The following is a 20,005-nucleotide window of genomic DNA, read 5'->3' on the forward strand; positions in this document are numbered from 1 at the left end:
CAGAACCCCCTCGAAAGGCAGATCATGAATTTCTCCGAAGTCCGCTCCCTGGTGCGCCTGCGGCGTCCCGTCCTCGATCCCGTCGAACGCACCCTGAGCCGGTGCGTGACCGTCGACGACGTCCGGACGGCGGCGCACCGGCGCTGGCCCGCGGGGGTACGTGGCTACGTCGAGGGCGGCGCCGACGGGGAGGTCAGCCTGCGCCGCAACCGCCAGGCGTTCTCCGACTACGCGCTGCGGCCGTTCACCCTGCGCGACGTATCCCGGACCGACCTCACGACGACGCTGCTCGGATCGCCCGCGTCCGCGCCGCTGGCCCTCGGGCCCACCGGCTACACCCGGATGATGCATTCGGCGGGGGAGCGGGCGGTCGCCCGGGCGGCTCGTACCGCCGGCGTGCCGTACACGTTGTCGACTATGGCCACCACGAGCATCGAGGACGTGGCCCGCGACGTCCCCGGCGAGCTGTGGTTCCAGCTGTACGTGTGGCGGGACCGGCAGCTGATGCGCGAGCTGCTGGCCCGGGCGCAGGACAGCGGGTACCGGGTGCTCATGCTCACGGTCGACACCCCGGTCACCGGGCTTCGGGTACGCGACGCCCACCACGGCTTCACCATCCCACCCCAGCTCAGCCCCCGGACCGTGTTCGACATGGCCCGTCACCCCGGCTGGTGCCTGCGCATGCTCAGCGGGCCGATGATCACGTTCGCCAACATCAACGGGGACCGGGGACAGACGCCGTCGGGCGTCATGCAGTTCGCCGCGTCCCAGTTCGACGACACCGTCACCTGGGAGGACCTCGCGGAGATCCGCCAGCTGTGGCCCGGCCCGCTGGTGGTCAAGGGGCTGCTGCGCACGGAGGACGCGGTGCGCGCCGCCGACGCGGGCGTGGACGCGGTGGTCCTGTCCAACCACGGGGGCCGGCAGCTGGACCAGACCGTCGCGCCGCTGCACGCGCTGCCCGAGGTGGTCGACGCGCTGCAGGGACGCGCCGAGGTGCTCGTCGACTCGGGCGTGCGCCGCGGCACGGACATCGCCATCGCGCTGGCGCTGGGAGCCAGCGCCGTGCTGATCGGTCGGCCCTACCTCTACGGTCTCGGTGCCGGCGGGGAACAGGGGGTCAGCGCGGTCATCGGCATGCTCTGCGACGAGCTGCGCCGCGCCATGCAGCTGTTGGGTGTCTCCACCGTCGAGGAGCTGCGCCGGGAGGGGCCGGGACTGGTGCGCCGGGTGGCGCGGCCGGAGACCGCGGACCTGCCCGTCGGGTGACCTACGCCCGGCCGCCGATGCGCCGGGTCAGGTCCGCGGCGGTACGGGTCACCTGGCGCGCCAGCTCACGGCGTCGGTCGTCGTCGACGTCATCGGCGGGGTAGGTGACGGCCACGGCGGCGACCGGGTGGCCGGTGTGGTCGACCACCGCCGCCGCCACCGACGAGAACTCGGGCGTGACGAGCCCTTCCTCGATGGCGTAGGTGCGTTGCCGGACGCGGATCAGCTCCGCGCGCAGCTGGGTCAGGCTGGTGACTCCGACGTCGTGTCGCTGCACGAACGCGTCCCGGTTCGGGAACAGCGCACGCACCTGGGCGGACGGAAGTGCCGCCAGCATCGCCAGTCCCGTTGCGGTCAACGAGGCCGGCAGCCGGACGCCGACGTCGGTGACGAGCGGGGGCCGTCCCGGCGCGCGTTCCTCGATCACGTAGAACACCTCGCGGCCGTGCAGGATCGCCAGATGCGCGTTGTGGGAGCTGGTCTCGACGAGCCGGGTGAGCAGCGGCCGGGCGACCCGCTGCAGCGGCGCCTGACGCGAGTACGCCGAGCCGAGGGCGAACGCCTCGACACCCAGCCCGTAGCGCCGCTCCTCGGCCAGGTGCATGACGAACCCCTCGTCACGCAGCACCGCCAGCAGGTGGTAGACGGTGGACCGCGGGAGATCGAGCTCCCGGGCGATCGACGCCGCCGGCAGCGGGCCGGCGTGCCGGGCCAGCAGCTTGAGCAGGCTGATGGCCTGCGTGGCGGCGGGGACGTTGGGCATGGGTCAAGTGTCTCAGATACGAGACGGAACCCGGTCAGGGGTCGTGTACCGGGGGCTGGTTGTCCGATCCAATAGAGCCATGAACACAGACCACCAGGTCCGCACCGGCGACGTCGTCACCGTGGGCGTCGACGCCTTGAGCTTCGAAGACGTCGTCGCCGTCGCCCGCCACGACGCACCCGTCGAGATCTCCGCGGCCGCGCTGGCCGAGATCCGCAAGAGCCGCGAGGTGATCGAGGCGCTGGCCGACGACGTCGTGCCGCACTACGGCGTCTCCACCGGCTTCGGCGCGCTGGCCACCCGGCACATCCCCGTCGAGCTCCGCGCGCAGCTGCAGTCCAGCCTGGTCCGCAGCCACGCGGCCGGTTCCGGCCCCGAGGTGGAGCGCGAGGTCATCCGCGCCCTCATGCTGCTGCGACTGTCCACTTTGGCGACCGGCCGCACCGGGGTACGCGAGGAGACCGCCCTGGCGTACGCCCAGCTGCTCAACGCCGGCATCACCCCCGTCGTGCACGAGTACGGCAGCCTCGGCTGCTCCGGCGACCTGGCGCCGCTGGCGCACTGCGCCCTCGCCGTGATGGGGGAGGGCACGGTGCGCGACGCCGCAGGGGAGCTACGCGACGCCGCCGACGCGCTGCGCGAGGCCGGCATCACCCCGGTCGCCCTGGCCGAGAAGGAGGGCCTGGCTCTGATCAACGGCACCGACGGCATGCTCGGCATGCTGGTGCTCGCGATCACCGACCTGCGACACCTGCTCAAGGTCGCCGACCTGACCGCGGCGATGAGCGTGGAGGGCCTGCTCGGAACCGACGCGGTGTTCGCCCCGGAACTGCAGGCGCTGCGTCCCCACCCCGGTCAGGCCGCATCGGCGGCCAACCTGCGGGCGGTGCTCGCCGAAAGCCCGATCATGGCAAGCCACCGCGGCCCCGACTGCACCCGGGTGCAGGACGCGTACTCGCTGCGCTGCGCGCCCCAGGTCGCCGGCGGCGCCCGCGACACGGTCGAGCACGCGGCCGTGGTCGCGTCCCGTGAACTCGCCGCCGCGGTGGACAACCCCGTCGTCACGCTCGACGGGCGGGTGGCCTCCAACGGCAACTTCCACGGCGCCCCGGTCGCGTACGTCATCGACTTCCTCGCCATCGTCGCCGCCGATGTCGCCTCGATGGCGGAGCGCCGCACCGACCGGTTCCTCGACGTGGCCCGCAACCACGGGCTCAACGCGTTCCTCGCCGACGACCCCGGCGTCGACTCCGGTTACATGATCGCGCAGTACACCCAGGCCGCCCTCGTGTCCGAGCTCAAGCGCCTCGCCTCGCCCGCCAGCGTCGACTCGATCCCCAGCTCGGCGATGCAGGAGGACCACGTGTCGATGGGCTGGTCCGGCGCCCGCAAGCTGCGCCGGGCCGTGGACGCCCTGACCCGCGTGCTCGCCGTCGAACTGCTCACGGCCGCCCGGGGCATCCAGCTGCGGGCGCCGCTTGCGCCCGCACCCGCCACCGGAGCGGTCATCGACGCCCTGCGGCAGGTCGCGCCCGGCCCCGGTGTGGACCGCTTCCTGGCCCCGGAGATCGAGGCCGCCGTGCAGTTCGTCGCCACGGGTGCCGCCCTGCGCGCGGCCGAGGCGGTCACCGGTGCGTTCCATTAGCCACCGCACGCCTGTCCCATCCCGCGCCGGTGACCTCCACCGTCGCGAACGCTCTGCCGCGCGCTGACCGCTGCGGCTGACCGCTCATCACAGCAAGGAGAATCGTCATGGAAGGTGCACGCCCGGTCCGTGCGGCGCGCGGCACGACCCTCACCGCGAAGTCGTGGGCCACCGAGGCCCCCCTGCGCATGCTGATGAACAACCTGGATCCGGAGAACGCCGAGCGCCCCGACGACCTGGTGGTCTACGGCGGCACCGGCCGGGCGGCCCGCGACTGGAAGTCCTTCGACGCGATGGTCCGCACCCTGACCACGTTGGACAAGGACGAGACCATGCTGGTGCAGTCCGGCCGACCGGTCGGTGTCATGCGCACCCACGAGTGGGCGCCGCGGGTGATCCTGGCCAACTCCAACCTCGTCGGGGACTGGGCCACCTGGCCGGAGTTCCGCCGCCTCGAGCGCCTCGGTCTGACCATGTACGGCCAGATGACGGCGGGCTCGTGGATCTACATCGGCACCCAGGGGATCGTGCAGGGCACGTACGAGACGTTCGCGGCCGTGGCCGAGAAGCGCTTCAACGGCACCCTGGCCGGCACGCTGACCCTGACCGGCGGCTGCGGCGGCATGGGCGGCGCGCAGCCGCTCGCGGTGACCCTCAACGACGGCGTCTGCCTCATCGTCGACGTCGACCGGTCCCGGCTCGACCGCCGCGTCCAGCACCGGTACCTCGACGAGGTCGCCGAGGACATCGACGACGCGATCGAGAAGGTGCTGCGGGCCAAGGCGGAGCGCCGGGCGCTCTCGGTCGGTCTCGTCGGCAACTGCGCCGAGGTGTTCCCGGAGCTGCTGCGCCGCGGTGTCGACATCGACATCGTCACCGACCAGACCAGCGCCCACGACCCGCTGTCGTACCTGCCCGAAGGTGTCTCGGTCGAGGAGTGGCACGACTACGCGGAGGCCAAGCCCGAGGAGTTCACCGCCCGGGCCCGCGCGTCGATGGCCAAGCACGTCCAGGCCATGGTGGAGTTCCAGGACGCCGGCGCCGAGGTCTTCGACTACGGCAACTCGATCCGCGACGAGGCGCGCCAGGGCGGGTACGAGCGTGCCTTCGCCTTCCCGGGTTTCGTGCCCGCCTACATCCGCCCCCTGTTCTGCGAGGGCAAGGGCCCCTTCCGCTGGGCCGCGCTGTCGGGCAACCCCGCCGACATCCACGCCACCGACCGTGCCGTGATGGACCTGTTCCCCGACAACGACCGGCTGCAGCGGTGGATGCGCGGCGCCCAGGAGAAGATCGCGTTCCAGGGCCTGCCCGCGCGGATCTGCTGGCTGGGCTACGGTGAACGGGACCGGGCCGGCCTGAAGTTCAACGAGATGGTGGCCTCCGGAGAGCTCGAAGCGCCGATCGTCATCGGCCGTGACCACCTGGACGCCGGCTCGGTGGCCTCGCCGTACCGGGAGACCGAGTCGATGCTCGACGGGTCCGACGCCATCGCCGACTGGCCGCTGCTCAACGCCCTCATCAACACCGCCTCGGGTGCCTCGTGGGTGTCGATCCACCACGGCGGCGGCGTCGGCATCGGCCGGTCGATCCACGCCGGCCAGGTCTCGGTGGCCGACGGGACCGCCCTGGCGGCGGAGAAGCTGTCGCGCGTGCTGACCAACGACCCCGGCATGGGCGTGATCCGCCACGTCGACGCCGGCTACGAGCGCGCCGAGCAGGTCGCACAGGAGCGCGGCGTGCGGATCCCGATGCGGGAGAGCTGAGCCGACGCGATGACCTTCGACAGCATGTGGGCGGCGATCGAACCGGTGGGCCGCGACGCCGGCTCCGGCGGGTACCGCCGGTACGCGTGGACCGCTTGCGATCTCCAGCTGCGCGAGTGGTTCGCCCAGGAGTGCCGCGTCCGGGGACTGGACCTCACCACCGACCGGATGGGTAACCAGTGGGCGTGGTGGGGCGACCCGGACGCGGCCGTCGCGGCCGGTGATCCCGGCGTCGTCATCGGGTCGCATCTGGACTCGGTACCCGACGGGGGCGCCTTCGACGGGCCGCTCGGCGTGGTCAGCTCGCTGGCCGCGGTCGACGCGCTGCGGGCGGAGGGCTTCCGGCCCACCCGGCCGATCGGCGTGGTCAACTTCGTCGACGAGGAGGGCGCCCGCTTCGGGGTCGCGTGCGCCGGTTCGCGGGTCATCACCGGGGTTCTCGACGCCGACCGGGCGCGCGGGCTGACCGACGCGGATGGCGTGACCATGGCCGAGGCGATGCGCCGGGCGGGTCGTGATCCGGCCGCGCTGGGGCCGGACACCGAGGCGCTCCGCCGGATCGGGGCGTTCATCGAACTGCACGTGGAACAGGGCCGAGGCCTGGTCGACCTCGGCCAACCCGTCGCCGTCGCCACCGACATCTGGCCGCACGGCCGCTGGCGCCTCGACTTCCCCGGCACCGCCAACCACGCCGGCACCACCCGGCTCGAGGACCGCCACGACGCGATGCTCGGGTACGCGGAGACGGTGCTCACCGCCCGCAGCGCGGCGGCCCGGCACGGATGTGTCGCGACCATGGGGAAGGTGACCGTGCGACCCGGCGGGGTCAACGCCATACCGAGCCACGTGACCGGATGGCTCGACGCCCGCGGGCCGGTCGAATCGGCGGTCCGCGCCACCGTCGACGACATCGCCAGGGTGGCGGCGGGACACGGGGCCACGCTCACCGAGGAGTCCTGGACCCCGACCACGGCGTTCGACGCGGCCCTCGGCGACCGGCTGTCGAAGCTGCTCGGCGAGCACGTCCCGCGCCTGGGGACCGGCGCCGGGCACGACGCCGGCATCCTCGCCACGGCCGGCATCCCGACCGCGATGCTGTTCGTGCGTAACCCCACCGGCGTCTCACACTCACCGGAGGAGTTCGCCGAACGCGACGACTGCCACGCCGGAGTGGCCGCGCTGGCCCGCGCCGTGCGGGAGCTTGCCGGATGACCGCGACGCAGCCGGCGCGGCGGTGGCATGCGGCGTACGCGCTCCTGCCGGCCGGGCTCGCCCGGGACGTGACCTTCGAGATCACCGACGGCCGGTTCACGTCGATCACCCCCGACTCGAGCCCGGCGGGGGCGCAGCTGCTGCCCGGAGTGGTGCTGCCCGGGCTGGCCAACGCACACAGCCACGCGTTCCACCGCGCCCTGCGCGGGCGTACCCACCACGGCGGCGGCACCTTCTGGACCTGGCGCGACGGCATGTACGCCGTCGCGGCCAGGCTCGACCCGGACCGCTACCTGGCGCTGGCCCGCGCGACCTACGCGGAGATGGCGTTGGCCGGGGTGACCTGTGTGGGGGAGTTCCACTACCTCCACCACGCACCGGGCGGGGCGCGCTACGCCGACCCGAACGCGATGGGTGAGGCGCTGCGCCAGGCGGCGGCGGAGGCCGGGATCCGGCTGACCCTGCTGGACGCCTGCTATCTCAGCGGCGGGCTGACCGCCGACGGCCATCAGCCCCTGGGCGACGCCCAGCGGCGCTTCTCCGACGGCTCCGCCGAGAACTGGGCCGAGCGGGTGGACCTGCTCGCGCCGAGCGAGGGAATGCGTATCGGTGCGGCGGTCCACTCGGTGCGGGCCGTCCCGCGGGAGGCGCTGAAGACCGTGGTGACCGCGGCGGCGGGCCGGCCGTTGCACGTCCATCTGTCCGAGCAGCCGGCCGAGAACGAGGCGTGCCTGGGATGGTACGGCCTCACCCCGACCGGTCTGCTCGCCGCCGAAGGCGTGCTGGGGCGCCGCACCTCCGCGGTCCACGCCACCCACCTGACCGACGCCGACATCGCCCTGCTCGGCCGGACGGGCACCGTCTGCTGCTTCTGTCCGACCACCGAACGCGACCTGGCGGACGGCATCGGCCCGGCCCGCGCCCTGCGCGACGCCGGTTCGCCGCTGTCGCTGGGATCCGACCAGCATGCGGTGATCGACCTGATCGAGGAGGCACGGGCGCTCGAGAGCCACGAACGGCTCGACTCGCGTCGACGTGGCCGGTTCACCTTGGCCGAGCTGCTGTCCGCGGCGACCAACCAGGAGAGCCTCGGCTGGCCGGACGCCGGACGGTTGGAGGTCGGCGCGCGGGCGGACCTCGTCGCGGTGCGAACCGACAGCGTACGCACCGCGGGTACCGCCCCTGACCAGATCGTCATGTCGGCGACCGCCGCCGACGTCGATACCGTGATCGTCGACGGGCGAATGATCGTCCAGGGCGGACAGCACCGACTCGGTGACATCGCGTCCCTGCTGCGCGACGCGATCGAGCCTCTCTGGGAGGACCAGTGACCACCACGACCCTGATCAGCGGCATCGCAGAGCTGGTCACCAACGACGCGTCGCTCGACGGCGGCGATCACGCCGAAGGGCTCGGGCTGCTGCGCGACGCCGCCGTCGTCGTCGACGGTGACCACGTCGCGTGGGTCGGGCCGGCCTCGCGGGCGCCGGCCGCGGACCGTCGGGTCGACCTCTGCGGCCGGGCCGTCGTGCCGGGGTTCGTCGACAGCCACTCCCATCTGGTGTTCGCCGGGGACCGGGCCGCCGAGTTCGCCGCCCGCATGACCGGCGTCCGCTACGACGGCGGCGGCATCGCGAACTCGGTGCGCGCCACCCGCGCCGCCGGCGAGGACGAGCTGCGGGACCTGGTCGCCGGCCGGGTGCGGGAGATGCGGGCGCAGGGCACGACGACAGTGGAGATCAAGAGCGGGTACGGGCTCACCGTGGACGACGAGCTACGCAGCCTGCGCGTGGCGCGTACGGTCACGTCGGAGACCACGTTCCTCGGCGCCCACGTCGTGCCGGCCGAGTACGCCGACCGCCGTCACGAGTACATCGACCTCGTCTGCGGGGAGATGCTCGCGGCGTGCCGGCCGTACGCCCGGTGGATCGACGTGTTCTGCGAGCCCAACAGCGCGCACGCGTTCACGGGGGAGGAGGCCCGGCAGATCCTCTCGGCCGGCCGCGACGCCGGTCTGGAGCTGCGCGTGCACGGCAACCAGCTCGGGCACGGCCCAGGTGTGCGGTTGGCGGTCGAGTTCGCGGCGGCGAGCGTCGACCACTGCACCTACCTGTCCGACTCCGACATCGATGCGCTGGCCGGCGCAGCGGAGATCACGGTGGCGACCCTGCTGCCGGGAGTGGAGTTCTCCACGCGATCGCCGTACCCCGACGGACGCCGGCTGCTCGACGCGGGTGTCAGCGTCGCGCTGGCCAGCGACTGCAACCCCGGCACGTGCTACTCCTCGTCGATTCCCCTCGCCATCGCGCTCGCGGTGCGCGAGATGGGCCTGACACCGGCCGAGGCGTTGCTGGCGTCGACGCTCGGCGGCGCGAAGGCGCTGCGCCGTGGCGACATCGGCATGGTCAAGGCCGGCTGTCGCGCGGACCTCACGGTGCTGGACGCCCCGTCGTACCTGCACCTGGCCTACCGGCCAGGGGTACCGATCGCGCGCGCCCTCGACCTGCCGGGCGACGGCGCGCCCGCCGCTTCAGACTCGGCCGTCTGACCGTGGCCGCACGAGTATGACGGTGACGAGAAGCGACCGGGCTGCGCGACTGACGCCGTCCCAGGCCGTCCTTGTTCTCAGCGGTTGCGGTTTCACCGGGCAGAACCTGCTGTTCGCGGTGGTTCCCGTGCTCGCCGCGCGCACGGGTGGCCGGATCGGCGCCGGTCTGGCCACGGCCGTGTTCATGGGTGCGACCGTGCTCGTCCAGGCCACGATGCCGCAGGTCATGGCGCGGGTGCGGCCCCATGTCCTGCTCGGGCTCAGCCTCCTGCTCCTCGGTGCGCCGGCGCTGCTGTACGAGGTGGCGTCGTCGCTCACCCTGGTGCTGGCGGTCACCGCCGTGCGCGGCGCCGGGTTCGGCATACTCACCGTGGTCGGGTCCGCGCTCGTCTCCCGGTACGCGCCGCCCGCGCGGCATGGCTCGGCGATCGGCGCCTATGGCCTGGCCGTCTCGCTCACCGGGATGGTCGCGCCGCCGCTGGGGCTGTTCCTGCTGAACCACGGCTGGGAGACCCAGACGGCGCTGTTGGGCACGCTTGTTCCGCTCGCATCGCTACTGCTGCTCGCGGTGGTGCGCCAGGCCTCACCGGAACCGCTGGCAAAGAAGGGACCGGCGGCGCGACGGCTGCGCTCGGTGTGGCGCGACCCCGCCCTTGTCGCGCCCGTTCTGCTGTTCTTCCCGTGTGCGCTGTCCTACGGTGGCGTGTACACCTTCCTGCCGCTGCTGTCGCAGGACGCGCCGACCGCGCTGCTCTTCTACGGTTGCGGATTCGCGGCCGCGCGTTTCGCCTGCGGCCGGCTGTCCGACACGATCACGCCGCGGGTCCTTGCTGCGCCGCTGCTCGGCGCGGTCGTGGCCGGTACGGGGGCGATGACGGTCTTTCCCGCCGGGGCCGGGCTGGCCGCCACCGCGCTCCTCGCCGGAGTCGGTGTCGGAGGTATGGCGACGGTGTCACTTGTCGCCGTCATGGCCGAGGCGACCGACACGGAGATCGCCCTCGCGTCGGCCCTCTGGAACCTCGTCTTCGATGGCGGCATCGGGTTCGGCGGTGTCGCCCTCGGCCTCGTGGCCGAGTCGGCCGGTTACCGCGCCGTGTTCGTGGTCTCGGTCGCGGCGACGGCGGTCGCCCTCGGCGCTGCGGTGTTGCGCCTGATGCGGCGACGCACCCGCCGCAACTCGAGATCCGCGCCGGGCGCATGACCACCACGGGCGAGGGGCGCCCAGCGGATCGCCATGACCCACGGCGCCGTCAGCACGGGGCTGGCGGGGCCGGGCGTACGGCGCCGGTACGTCCGGTGGCGTCGATGTCCCAGCGGATGCCGAAGGCGGTCAGCCCGGTGATCTGCACGTGGCCGTCGGATTCGGGGGCGTCGGGGTCGATGGTGAGCCGGCCGTCGCAGGGTTCGACGCCGTACAGCGCGCGGGTGAACAGCAGCGGCGTGGCCGAGGCCCAGGACTGCGGGCTGCACGCGGTCGGGTAGGCGATCGGGATTCCGGTGTTGGCGCGAGGGTAGCCGCAGATCGCCTCCGGCAGCCGATGATCGAAGTGCGTCGCCGCCTCGGCCAGGGCCACGGCCAGGCGCTTGGCCTGTTCACGGTAGCCGTAGCGGGTCATGCCGTACGCGATGATGGAGTTGTCGTGCGGCCAGACCGTGCCGCGGTGGTAGCCGATCGGGTTGTACCCGGCGTCGGTGGTGGCCATGGTGCGTACGCCCCAGCCGGAGAACAGCTGCTCGGACATGAGCTGGTCGACGACGATGCGGGCGCGGTCGTCGGGGATGATGCCCGACCACAGCAGGTGGCCCATGTTCGAGGTCATGGCGTCGATGCGGCGCTTGTCGCCGTCGAGGCCGAGAGCGTAGTAGCCGCCCCGGTCGTCGATCCAGAACTGTTCGTTGAACAGCGACTGGAGCTGTGCGGCCTCGCGGTGCAGCCGGCGGGCCAGTGTGCGGTTGTCGAGCGGGCCGTCGGCCAGTTCGGCCATGCGCAGCTTGGCGTCGTAGACGTAGCCCTGGATCTCGCAGGTGGCGATCGGCAGCGGCGGTATCCGGCCGTCGGCGTACAGCACCCCGTCCCACGAGTCGCGCCAGCACTGGTTACCCAGCCCCTCCGGGGAGTGGGTCTGGTACTCGACGAAGCAGTCGCCGTCGCGGTCGCCGTAGTGGTCGATCCACTCCATCGCGGCCATCGCGTTGCCGTACAGCTGCTGGACCAGCTTGTCGTCGCCGGTCCAGCGCCAGTACTCCGACAGCAGGATCAGCCACAGCGGGGTGGCGTCCGCGCTGCCGTAGTACGGGCTGTGCGGGCGCAGCCCGAGCTTGGTCAGCTCGCCGGTGCGCACCTCGTGCAGGATCTTGCCCGGCTCCTCGTCGCGCATGTCGTCGCAGCGGGTGCCCTGATAGTTGGCGAGGGCGATCAGCGCGCCGCGGGCGAGGTCCGGGCCGTACACCAGGGTCTGGTAGGCGGTGATGAGAGTGTCGCGGCCGAACAGGGTGAGGAACCACGGCAGCCCGGCGGCGGGCAGCATCACGTCCTCGTCGCCGACCCGCATCGTGATCCGCAACGCGGTCAGGTCGCGTACCGCCTGGGCGATGAGTGGCTCGATCAGGTGGGAGTCGCTGTGGAAGTGGGCCAGCCGGTCGCGCCAGTCGCTCACCGGGTCATGCGACATGCCCATCGCCGGGCTAGGGCGGTGCTGCGGCGGGGTGATCTCCTCGTCGCCCGTGGGTAGCACCACGTACAGGTCGCACGACCAGGTTCCGTGTACCGGCAGGTCCACCTCCCACACCAGGGCCTCGCCGTCGATGCGGTCGGCCGCCGGCACCGCCTGCACCTCGGTGGCCGCGCTGAAGATGTCGTGGCGGTAGGAAAAGCGCAGCCGGGAGCCGTCGCGGAGGTGGTCACGGCGGATGCGCGTCGACCGGTCGCCCACCTCCTCCTTGATCTCGAACAGGTCGGCGAAGTCGCTGCCGACGGCCAGCCGGACGGTCAGGTGCAGGTGTCGGTCGTCGTGGTTGGTCAGCTCGATGCGCTCGCCGACGTCGCCGTCGATCACCCGCTGGCGGCACACCCCGAGCGCGTTCGCGGTCAGCCCGGGCAGCGCCGGGTTGGTCAGGTAGAACTTCGCCCGGGAGTGCTCGGGCAGACCATTGCCCAGCTCCAGCAGGCGGGCGCCGTTGACCGTGAGCACCCACTCGTCGAGGTAGCGGGTGTCGGCGTGCACCAGGCCGCCGACCGACCCTTTCGGGATGTCGCCGACCGCGTCGGAGTACATGAACGTCCGGCCGTCCAGCACGGCGAGGGCGCCGCACCCGAGTTCGGGGGGCAGCCGACGCAGATCCGACTCGAGCAGGCCCAGCCGGTCGACCGTGCCCGGGTACGGATAGACCGGCGTCGCCCGCTGTGACTGTGCTCGCTCAGGCATCGCACCGCTCTTCCCGTGTACCTGTCGACCGTCCGTACCGCGGCCGCCCACGCTCGTCGGACGGATGTCGGCCGCCTGCGCGAAAGGTGCCACCACCCGCGGCGATCCGCCTCACCCGGAACGGGTGACATGTCGTCAGAAGGCGCGGGTGGCCGGCGTCGGGAGACCGGTTTTGCGGCGGATCACGTCGGTCCGGTGCCTGAACCGGGGCCCGCGCCGTTGAGCACGTCCCGGAGGGAGGTCGGTTCGCGGCCGGTCAGTTCGGCGACCCCGTCGGAGGTCGCTGCCCAGCGGCCCTGGCGGATGGCCTCGAACATGCTCGTGTAGGCGTAGGTCCACCAGGGCTCCTCGCCGAGGCGCAGCAGCGCGCCGGCGAAGTCGGCCGGCGCGGTGTCGGCGTACCGGTACCCGACGGCCGAGGCGATCTCCGCGACGGTGGGGCTTTCCGGCCCCGTCACGTCGTGGTGTCCGTTGGTGGGTTCGCGCAGTGCCAGGGCGGCCAGGCAGTGCGCCACGTCGTTTCGCGCGACGAGGGAGACGCGGCCGTCGGCGGCCGGGAGCGCGACCGTCCCGTCGGTGCCGCCGGTGCTCGCGCCGGCTTGTCGGATCAAGCCGAGGAAGAACTCGGTGAACAGGCCGGCACGCACGATGGAGTACGGGAGGCCGGAGGCGCGGAGCAATCGCTCGGTGTGGCCGTTGGTGAACGCGTAGCAGAACGGGGAGTCGACGTCCGCGTCCAGGCCGCTGAGCAGCACCACGTGCCCGACCCCGCACCGGGCCGCGGTGTCCAGGACGTTGTGGTGGTGGACGACCACCCGCGCGGCCTCGCCATCGCTGGACACGAACACCAGCGTGTCGACCCCGTCCAGCGCGGCGCGCAGCGCCGCGGGGTCGTCGTACGGCGCGGTACGGCTCGACAGCGGGACGACGTCGTGCCGTCCCTCGTCGGCCAGCAGTTGCACCACGCGACCGCCGATCCGACCGGTGCCCCCGGCGACCGCGATCCTCATCGGTTCCTCCGTCTGGTGTGGGTGTCATGTGCCATCCGGGCGGCCGGGCGGCAGCCCGGACACCTGCGTCGCGGCGTACGTGCAGGCCGCCCACGCAAGCGCACTCGACCGCGAAGCCGCTACCTAACCGAGTCGACCGGACATCGCGGTCTCGGCCAGGCCGTCGTGGCCAACGGCGCCACCTGGGTCCTGCTCAAGCGGGCCCCGCAGGCGATCGACGCCGTCGGCGACGCCGTCGGTGGCGCCTTCGTCCTGACGGCGGGGGAGCGGCGGCTGCTGCTGTCCGCTCGCGTCGGCCACGGCCTGCTCATCCCGGGCACCAACCGGACCGCGTTCGAGTCGATCTCGTTGCGGGCCGGGAACCTGGAGTTCGTTGCGAGTCGGGACGATTTCTGGCTGAACTCTCGGAAAGAAACACACGTGTTCTCGCCGTCCGTTCTGATCATTTGGACCGGGGTGGTGGCGCGTGGTGCTCGTGGCGGACTTCGCCCCTCATGCTAAGGAGCCGTCGCGGCGGTGGCTTCTCCGAAACTGACCGGTCGATAGGCCCGCTGGCCACCGGGGACGCGCTGTCCTACCGCGGACCAGATGCCCGACGGCGGAGTCGAGGCCTCCGGCGTTGGTCGCGAGGGCGACCCCGTGCCCGGCGGTCCGCAGCAGCTGCTGCTCGGCGAGGTCATCTCTGTCGACCTCCGTTCGAGTACAGCATCGGTAGGTGTCGTTGCGGTACTAGAGGAGGCGCGGTACGCAGCCGCTCGACCTCCACCCGACCACGGGCCGGCGCCGCATGCGATGCCGCATGACCGCGCCGGGGCGGCGTCCTGTCAGCACGTCAGCTCCGCTCATGCCGGAGTCGGCTGCTCGGTAACCAACGGTGGGACTTGGGCGACAAGGTGACCCAGCAGCCCGCCGGCCCGGATCCACGCGACTTCGATGTCGGTGTCCACGCGACACACGGCCGACCCATGGTCGAGCACCACTTCTCCGCGTCGCACGACCACGCGGATCTCGGCCTCGGGGGTCAGGTTGTCCAGCCCGAGAAGGTCGAAGGTCTCCGAGCCGTCGAGGTCGGCTTCCCCTGCCCTCTGCCATTGGACCGGTAGGACTCCCATGGCGACCAGATTGGTGCGGTGGATGCGCTCGAAGCTGCGGGCGAGCACAGCTCGTACCCCGAGCAGCCGGGTTACCTTGGCCGCCCAGTCCCGTGCCGAGCCGGCTCCGTACGTCTCACCGGCAACCACGACCGTGGGGATGTCGTGACTGGCGTAGTGGTGGGCGGCCTCATGGACCGGGACGGGGGCGGCTTTCGGGTTCGTGCGGGTCCATCCGCCGCGCATGCCGGGCGTCAGTCGATTCTCCAAGCGGGGATTGGCAAAGCCGCCACGCAGCATGACGTCGTGGTTGAGCCGCCGGGAAGCGAACGTCCCCAGCCCGGCATCGTCCACGCCCCGCTCCTTCAGCCAGGATCCCGCGACCGAGTCGGGCGCTATCCGGGCTACGGGCGAGATGTGGTCGGTCGTCACCCCGTCGCCAAGGACGAGTAGGGCCCGGGCGCCGGTGATGTCGCCGGTGATGGCGGGGCGGGTGAGGGGCGGGTCGGCGAAGGGCGGACGCCGGATGGTGCCGCTCTCCTCTTCCCAGGCATACGTCCGGGTGCGCTCGGGTCTCATCTGTTGCCACTGTGACGTGATGAGCGGCAACGACGCGCTGCGGCCGAGCGAGGTCGATTCGTGCCGGGCGACGGTGTCGTCGATCTCCTCATCCGTTGGCCACAGGTCGGCCAACAGGACCGGCGAGCCGTCCGGGCGTCGGCCGAGGGGCGCTGTCTCCGGATCGGCCCGGACGTGACCCAGCAACGCGTAGGCGACGACCATGGCCGGGGAGGCCAGGTAGGCGTGGGTGACGTCGGGATGCACCCGCCCGGGGAAGTTGCGATTGCCCGACAGTACGGCCGCGAGACGTGTCCCGGATGCGCGCGCGGCCTCGGCGACGCCGGGCAGCAATGGGCCGGAGTTGCCCATGCAGGTGCCGCAGCCGAAGCCGGCCAGGGCGAACCCCAACTGATCGAGCGGCTCCTGCAGTTTCGCCGCCGCGAGGAGGTCGGCGGCGGCTCGGGAGCCGGGGGTGAACGAGGTCTTGGTCCACGCTTGCGTCCGCAGCCCGGCCCGTATCGCGTTACGGGCCAGGAGCCCGGCCGCGACGAGGGAGCGGGGGTTGGAAGTGTTGGTACAGCTGGTGATCGCCGCTATGGCGAGGTCGCCGTTCTGCCGCTCGGTGCGTGCGGCTCGGGACCGTACCGACGGGTCTTCCGGTTCGTCGACCCTGCTGATCTCGGCGGGTGTCCGGGTCTGATGTGGGCGGGACGGTCCGGCGAGCGTCGTGCGCACCAGGCTGAGGTCGAGCTCGATGATGGTGTCGAACTCGGGCACGGTGACTGACTCCGTGTGGTAGAGCCCCTGCGCCCGCAGGTACTGCTCGATCCGGTGGACGTGTCGCCGGCTTCGTCCGGTGGCGGTCAGGTAGCGCAGGGTCTGGACGTCGGCGGGGAACCACGCCATCGTGGCGCCGTATTCGGGGGCCATGTTGGCCACGGTGGCCCGATCCGGCACCGACAGGGCGGACAGGCCCGGTCCGAAGAACTCGACGATCGCTCCCACGACGTCGAGCCGGCGCAGGCGCTCGGCAAGAGTGAGAGCCAGGTCGGAGGCGAACACTCCGGAAGCCAGGCCACCGGTCAGGCGTACGCCGACGACACGGGGGAGCCGGATGGAGATTGGCTGCCCGAGCGCGGCGGCCGTGGCTTCGATGCCGCCCACGCCCCAGCCGGTGACCGACAAGGAGTTGATCATGGTGGTGTGCGAGTCGGTGCCGACGAGGCAGTCCAGCGCGGCGACGGGTCCGTCCTCGGTGTCCTGGGTGGTCACCACCGACGCGAGCACTTCGAGGTTGAGCTGGTGGCAGATTCCGACGCCGGGCGGAACCACCCGTAGGCCCGGGAGGCGGTCCTGTGCCCAGCGCAGGAAGCGGTAGCGGCTGTCGTGCCGGGCGAACTCGATCTCGAGGTTCCGCGTGGCCGCCGTCGGGGTGGCGGATTCCTCGACCTCCAGGGCGTGATCGACCACGAGGTCCAGCGGCAGTCGGGGGGTGAGCCGGTCCATGGGGAGGCCGTCCGTCCGCGCTCGTTCCTGGAGCGTGACCAGGTCGGCCAGCACGGGGATGCCGGAGGCGTCCTGCAGCAGCACCCGCCCCGGCAGGAACGGGATGTCGGCCGAGGTGTCCCGGCCGGTCGCCGCGAGCACGTGCTGCGGGGTGACCGCGGGGTGGTGCTGGTGCCGCAGCAGGTTCTCGACGAGCGTGCGCAGCGACCAGGGCAGCGCGCTGATCGCGCCGGCGCCGTGCTGCTCGGCGGCCGTCAGGCTGTAGTGGCTCAGTGGCTGAGTCTCGTCAACCGTTGCGAGTAGCGGGGTGCGGCAGTCAAAGGGATCGTGGTCAGTCATCGGTACCGTCAGGCTCCGCTACGGGCCGGTGCGCTGCCCCGGCGTAGGTGGGCAGCAGCGGCGGGGGGATCGGGCCCTTGATCCGGCGCCCGGACTGCTGCTCCTCCCAGCTGTGCGCGAGGATGCCCACCGAGCGGGACAGGATGAACAGGCCCCGGGCCAGCTCGGGTGCGAAGCCCAGCTCCGCGTAGACCACCGCGGTGGCGCCGTCGATGTTCATCGGGACCGGACGGGCCCGGCCCTGACCGAGCTGCCGCTCGATCTCCTCGGCGACGGCCAGGTGCCGCCCCGGGACCGTGCCGGCCGCCACCGCCGCGTGGACCGCCTCCAGCAGCGGGGTGCGGCGCGGATCCCGGGGATGGAAGCGGTGGCCGAAGCCCGGTACGTACCGGCCCTGGGCTTTGCAGGCGGCGAGATGGTCGGCCACGACGTCCGGCAGCCGATCCCGGTCGCCGTCCTCCGGCGCGGCGGCGGCCACCTCGTCCGCGATCGCGGTCAGCAGCTCGACACATTGCTGGCCCGCGCCGCCGTGGACGTCACCGAGCAGGCCGACGCCGGTCGACATCGCGCCGTGCAGCCCCACGCCGCACGTCGCGGCCATCCGGGCGGCCGCGATCGAGGGAGCCTGTGGTCCGTGGTCCACGGCGGCCACGAGAGCCTTCTCCAGTAGGCGGGCCTGTTCGTCGGTGGGCAGGTCACCACGGACCATCGCCCAGATCGTCTGGACGAAGGACGCGCCACGGATGAGGTCTTCGACGGGGTAGCCGCGCAGTCTGATGACTCCGGGCTCGATGTCGGAGATCGAGGTGGTCCACCAGTCGGTGACCTGTTTGGACGTGACCGACCGCAGTGCCCGTTCCCGGGCGTCGGGGCGGAGGTCGGGCTCGGTGCTCACACGGCCCCCAGCCGGTGCAGCTGGTCGATCTCGTCGCCGGTGTAACCGAGCTCGGTGAGTACCTCGTCGGTGTGTTCACCGAGGTAGGGCGGTCGGGTGGCCGGCCGGACCGGGGATCCGTCCACATGGGTGGGTAGGCCGACGACCCGGATGTTGCCCTCCCGGGCGGCGGGGACTCCGACCTCGCACACGAGGCCGCGGTGCCCGATCTGCTCGGAGACCAGCGCATCGGGCACGGTGACGACCGGTGCGGCCGGTACGCCCGTGTCCAGCAGGATCGTGTCCCACTCCGCGGCGGACCTGGTCTTCAGCGAGATCTCGAGCTCGTCGCGCAGCACGTCGCGGTGGCGCTTGCGGTCCTCACGGGTGCGGAAGCGCGGGTCCTCGATGAGCTCCTCCCGGTCGAGCACCCGGCACAGCGCCTCGAACTGTTCCTGCTTGTTGGCCGCGATGTTCAGCGCCCCGTCGGCGGTCTGGAAGGTGCCCGAGGGCGCGGAGGTGATGTTCTCGTTCCCCATGGGCACCGGCTCGCGGCCGGCGATCAGGTGGTCGGAGACCACCCACCCCATGGCCGTCAGCGCGGCGTCGAGCATCGACGTGTCGAGCTTGGCGCCCCGGCCGGTCCGTCGCTGGCGGACCACCGCGGCGCAGACCGCCATCGCAGCGGCCAGCCCGCCGAAGCTGTCGCACACCGGGAAGCCCACCCGCAGCGGTGCGGTGTCGTCGGTTCCAGTGACGCTCATCATGCCCGACAGCCCCTGGATGACCTGGTCGTAGGCGGGCCGGGTACGCATCGGGCCGGTCGAGCCGAAGCCGGAGACGGCGCAGTACACCAGGCGCGGGTTCAGCTCCCGCAGGCGGTCCCAGCCGAAGCCGAGCCGTTCCAGAACGCCGGGGCGGAAGTTCTCCAAGAGCACGTCGGCGTGCGCGACGAGACGTTCGAAGACCTGCTTGCCGCCCGGGGTTTTGAGGTCCACGGTCACCGATCGCTTGCCGGCGTTCTGGGCGAGAAAGGACACTCCCGCGTACTGGGCGCTCAGCTCGGGGTCGGCGCCGAGCTGGCGGGCCAGGTCGCCGCCGTGGGGCGTCTCGACCTTGATGACGGCGGCGCCGAGCAGGGCCAACTGGTACCCGGCGAAGGGTCCGGCCAGGACGTTGGTCATGTCGAGGACGCGTACGCCCTCGAGCAGGTCTGCGCTCACAGGAAGGCCTCCACCGTGCCGAGTCCGATCTCACTGATGTCGCGGGCGGCTGCCGTCACGGCGTCGACGTAGCGGCCGACCCGGTCGGCGGTGAAGCGCGACGTCGGACCGCTGACCGAGAGGGCGGCCAGGATCCGGCCGTCCGCCGAGACGATCGGCGCCGCGACCGCGGAGGCGCCCATCTCCCGTTCCCCGTGCGTTACGGCGTAGCCGGCTTCGCGTACGCTGCTGGCCTCGCTGCGCAGGGTGTCGAGCGGCACGCCGTCCCGCTCGGCCAGTTGCCGAAGTGCCGCGTCCGAGCAGGCACCGAGCAGCACCTTCGCGGCGGCGCCGGCGGACAGCGAGTACGGCGCGCCGACGGCGACCACGCTGCGGACGGTGGTCTTGCCTTCCACCTGTGCGATGGAGGTGCGGCTGAGGTCCTGGCGGATGTAGATGTTCACCGTCTCGCCGCAGTCGTCCACCAGGCGGGTCATCACCCGCCGGGTGTCCGCGCTCACTTCCCACAGCGACTGCGCCAGCGTGACCCAGCGCAGGAACGCGGCTCCGACGCTGTAGGTGAACTCCCCGCGGTCGGCGACCAGCCCGAGCGACTCCAGCGTGCCCAGCAGCCGGACGACCGTGGTCTTGGGCAGCGCGGTGAGGCGCACGATGTCGCGCAGCGACCGCGTCGGATGGTCGACGTCGAAGAGGCTGAGCAGCTCTACCGCACGGGAGACGCTCCGGACGCTGCCGTCGCCGCCCGCGGCCGTATGCGGAGGTGTCATGCGGACACC

At 72.1% G+C, this 20,005-nt stretch carries 15 protein-coding genes; 8 read left to right on the forward strand and 7 right to left on the reverse strand.

Annotated elements, in window-relative coordinates; translation table 11 throughout:
* Positions 1–24 precede the first annotated feature (24 nt).
* The gene (locus HC031_RS16910) at positions 25–1,269 is read left to right on the forward strand and encodes an alpha-hydroxy acid oxidase (protein WP_167926288.1); all 1,245 of its coding nucleotides are present in this window, start codon (positions 25–27) and stop codon (positions 1,267–1,269) included.
* A 1-nt stretch (position 1,270) separates the two neighbouring features.
* On the opposite strand, the gene HC031_RS16915 is transcribed toward HC031_RS16910, so the two are convergent.
* Positions 1,271–2,032 (reverse strand): IclR family transcriptional regulator, encoded by a 762-nt coding sequence (locus HC031_RS16915; protein WP_167926289.1) that lies wholly within the window; start codon positions 2,030–2,032, stop codon positions 1,271–1,273.
* Positions 2,033–2,111: 79 nt separating this feature from the next.
* Here HC031_RS16915 and hutH point away from each other — a divergent pair, with 79 nt between their 5' ends.
* The 6 genes from hutH (at position 2,112) to HC031_RS16945 (ending at position 10,401) form a co-directional block, all read left to right on the forward strand.
* Positions 2,112–3,677: a histidine ammonia-lyase gene (hutH, locus tag HC031_RS16920; protein ID WP_167926290.1), complete on the forward strand. Its 1,566-nt coding sequence runs from the start codon at positions 2,112–2,114 to the stop codon at positions 3,675–3,677.
* Between the two features lie 107 nt (positions 3,678–3,784).
* Entirely contained in the window at positions 3,785–5,440 is a 1,656-nt protein-coding gene (gene hutU, locus HC031_RS16925; protein ID WP_167926291.1) for a urocanate hydratase, read from the forward strand.
* Positions 5,441–5,449: 9 nt separating this feature from the next.
* Positions 5,450–6,652: an allantoate amidohydrolase gene (locus HC031_RS16930; RefSeq protein WP_240942608.1), complete on the forward strand. Its 1,203-nt coding sequence runs from the start codon at positions 5,450–5,452 to the stop codon at positions 6,650–6,652.
* Entirely contained in the window at positions 6,649–7,983 is a 1,335-nt protein-coding gene (locus HC031_RS16935; RefSeq protein WP_167926292.1) for a formimidoylglutamate deiminase, read from the forward strand. Before HC031_RS16930 ends, HC031_RS16935 begins: the two co-directional genes overlap by 4 nt.
* Positions 7,980–9,200: an imidazolonepropionase gene (gene hutI / locus HC031_RS16940; protein WP_167926293.1), complete on the forward strand. Its 1,221-nt coding sequence runs from the start codon at positions 7,980–7,982 to the stop codon at positions 9,198–9,200. The genes HC031_RS16935 and hutI overlap by 4 nt, the downstream gene beginning before the upstream one ends.
* Positions 9,201–9,222: 22 nt before the next feature.
* Entirely contained in the window at positions 9,223–10,401 is a 1,179-nt protein-coding gene (locus tag HC031_RS16945; protein ID WP_167926294.1) for an MFS transporter, read from the forward strand.
* 49 nt (positions 10,402–10,450) lie between these two features.
* On the opposite strand, the gene HC031_RS16950 is transcribed toward HC031_RS16945, so the two are convergent.
* Together HC031_RS16950 and HC031_RS16955 are read right to left on the reverse strand one after the other, a co-directional pair.
* Positions 10,451–12,625 (reverse strand): amylo-alpha-1,6-glucosidase, encoded by a 2,175-nt coding sequence (locus HC031_RS16950; protein WP_167926295.1) that lies wholly within the window; start codon positions 12,623–12,625, stop codon positions 10,451–10,453.
* 182 nt (positions 12,626–12,807) lie between these two features.
* On the reverse strand, positions 12,808–13,635 hold the full coding sequence (locus HC031_RS16955; protein ID WP_167926296.1) for an NAD(P)H-binding protein: 828 nt from the start codon (positions 13,633–13,635) through the stop codon (positions 12,808–12,810).
* A 165-nt stretch (positions 13,636–13,800) separates the two neighbouring features.
* On the opposite strand from HC031_RS16955, the gene HC031_RS34800 reads away from it, so the two are divergent.
* Complete coding sequence (locus tag HC031_RS34800) at positions 13,801–14,136, forward strand: hypothetical protein (protein WP_420813649.1); 336 nt, start codon at positions 13,801–13,803, stop codon at positions 14,134–14,136.
* A 341-nt stretch (positions 14,137–14,477) separates the two neighbouring features.
* On the opposite strand, the gene acnA is transcribed toward HC031_RS34800, so the two are convergent.
* From acnA to HC031_RS16980, 4 genes are read right to left on the reverse strand one after another with little or no spacing between them, the layout of a single operon-like run.
* A complete protein-coding gene (gene acnA, locus HC031_RS16965) occupies positions 14,478–17,132 on the reverse strand; it encodes an aconitate hydratase (RefSeq protein ID WP_167926297.1) in 2,655 nt (884 codons plus the stop codon).
* A complete protein-coding gene (locus HC031_RS16970; protein ID WP_338090696.1) occupies positions 17,125–18,027 on the reverse strand; it encodes a citryl-CoA lyase in 903 nt (300 codons plus the stop codon). Before HC031_RS16970 ends, acnA begins: the two co-directional genes overlap by 8 nt.
* On the reverse strand, positions 18,024–19,229 hold the full coding sequence (locus tag HC031_RS16975; RefSeq protein WP_167926298.1) for a CoA transferase: 1,206 nt from the start codon (positions 19,227–19,229) through the stop codon (positions 18,024–18,026). The genes HC031_RS16970 and HC031_RS16975 overlap by 4 nt, the downstream gene beginning before the upstream one ends.
* Positions 19,226–19,996 (reverse strand): IclR family transcriptional regulator, encoded by a 771-nt coding sequence (locus HC031_RS16980; RefSeq protein ID WP_167926299.1) that lies wholly within the window; start codon positions 19,994–19,996, stop codon positions 19,226–19,228. Before HC031_RS16980 ends, HC031_RS16975 begins: the two co-directional genes overlap by 4 nt.
* Between the last annotated feature and the right edge of the window lie 9 nt (positions 19,997–20,005).

This window comes from Planosporangium thailandense (genome assembly GCF_011947195.1).
GTDB lineage: Bacteria > Actinomycetota > Actinomycetes > Mycobacteriales > Micromonosporaceae > Planosporangium > Planosporangium thailandense.

Bases quoted from the DNA above. Each gene is read 5' to 3' on its own strand.
- acnA (WP_167926297.1), bottom strand. From the start codon at position 17,132: ATGACTGACCACGATCCCTTTGACTGCCGCACCCCGCTACTCGCAACG.
- HC031_RS16935 (WP_167926292.1), top strand. From the start codon at position 6,649: ATGACCGCGACGCAGCCGGCGCGGCGGTGGCATGCGGCGTACGCGCTC.
- HC031_RS16910 (WP_167926288.1), top strand. From the start codon at position 25: ATGAATTTCTCCGAAGTCCGCTCCCTGGTGCGCCTGCGGCGTCCCGTC.
- HC031_RS16915 (WP_167926289.1), bottom strand. From the start codon at position 2,032: ATGCCCAACGTCCCCGCCGCCACGCAGGCCATCAGCCTGCTCAAGCTG.
- HC031_RS16955 (WP_167926296.1), bottom strand. From the start codon at position 13,635: ATGAGGATCGCGGTCGCCGGGGGCACCGGTCGGATCGGCGGTCGCGTG.
- HC031_RS16950 (WP_167926295.1), bottom strand. From the start codon at position 12,625: ATGCCTGAGCGAGCACAGTCACAGCGGGCGACGCCGGTCTATCCGTAC.
- HC031_RS16930 (WP_240942608.1), top strand. From the start codon at position 5,450: ATGACCTTCGACAGCATGTGGGCGGCGATCGAACCGGTGGGCCGCGAC.
- hutH (WP_167926290.1), top strand. From the start codon at position 2,112: ATGAACACAGACCACCAGGTCCGCACCGGCGACGTCGTCACCGTGGGC.
- HC031_RS16980 (WP_167926299.1), bottom strand. From the start codon at position 19,996: ATGACACCTCCGCATACGGCCGCGGGCGGCGACGGCAGCGTCCGGAGC.
- hutU (WP_167926291.1), top strand. From the start codon at position 3,785: ATGGAAGGTGCACGCCCGGTCCGTGCGGCGCGCGGCACGACCCTCACC.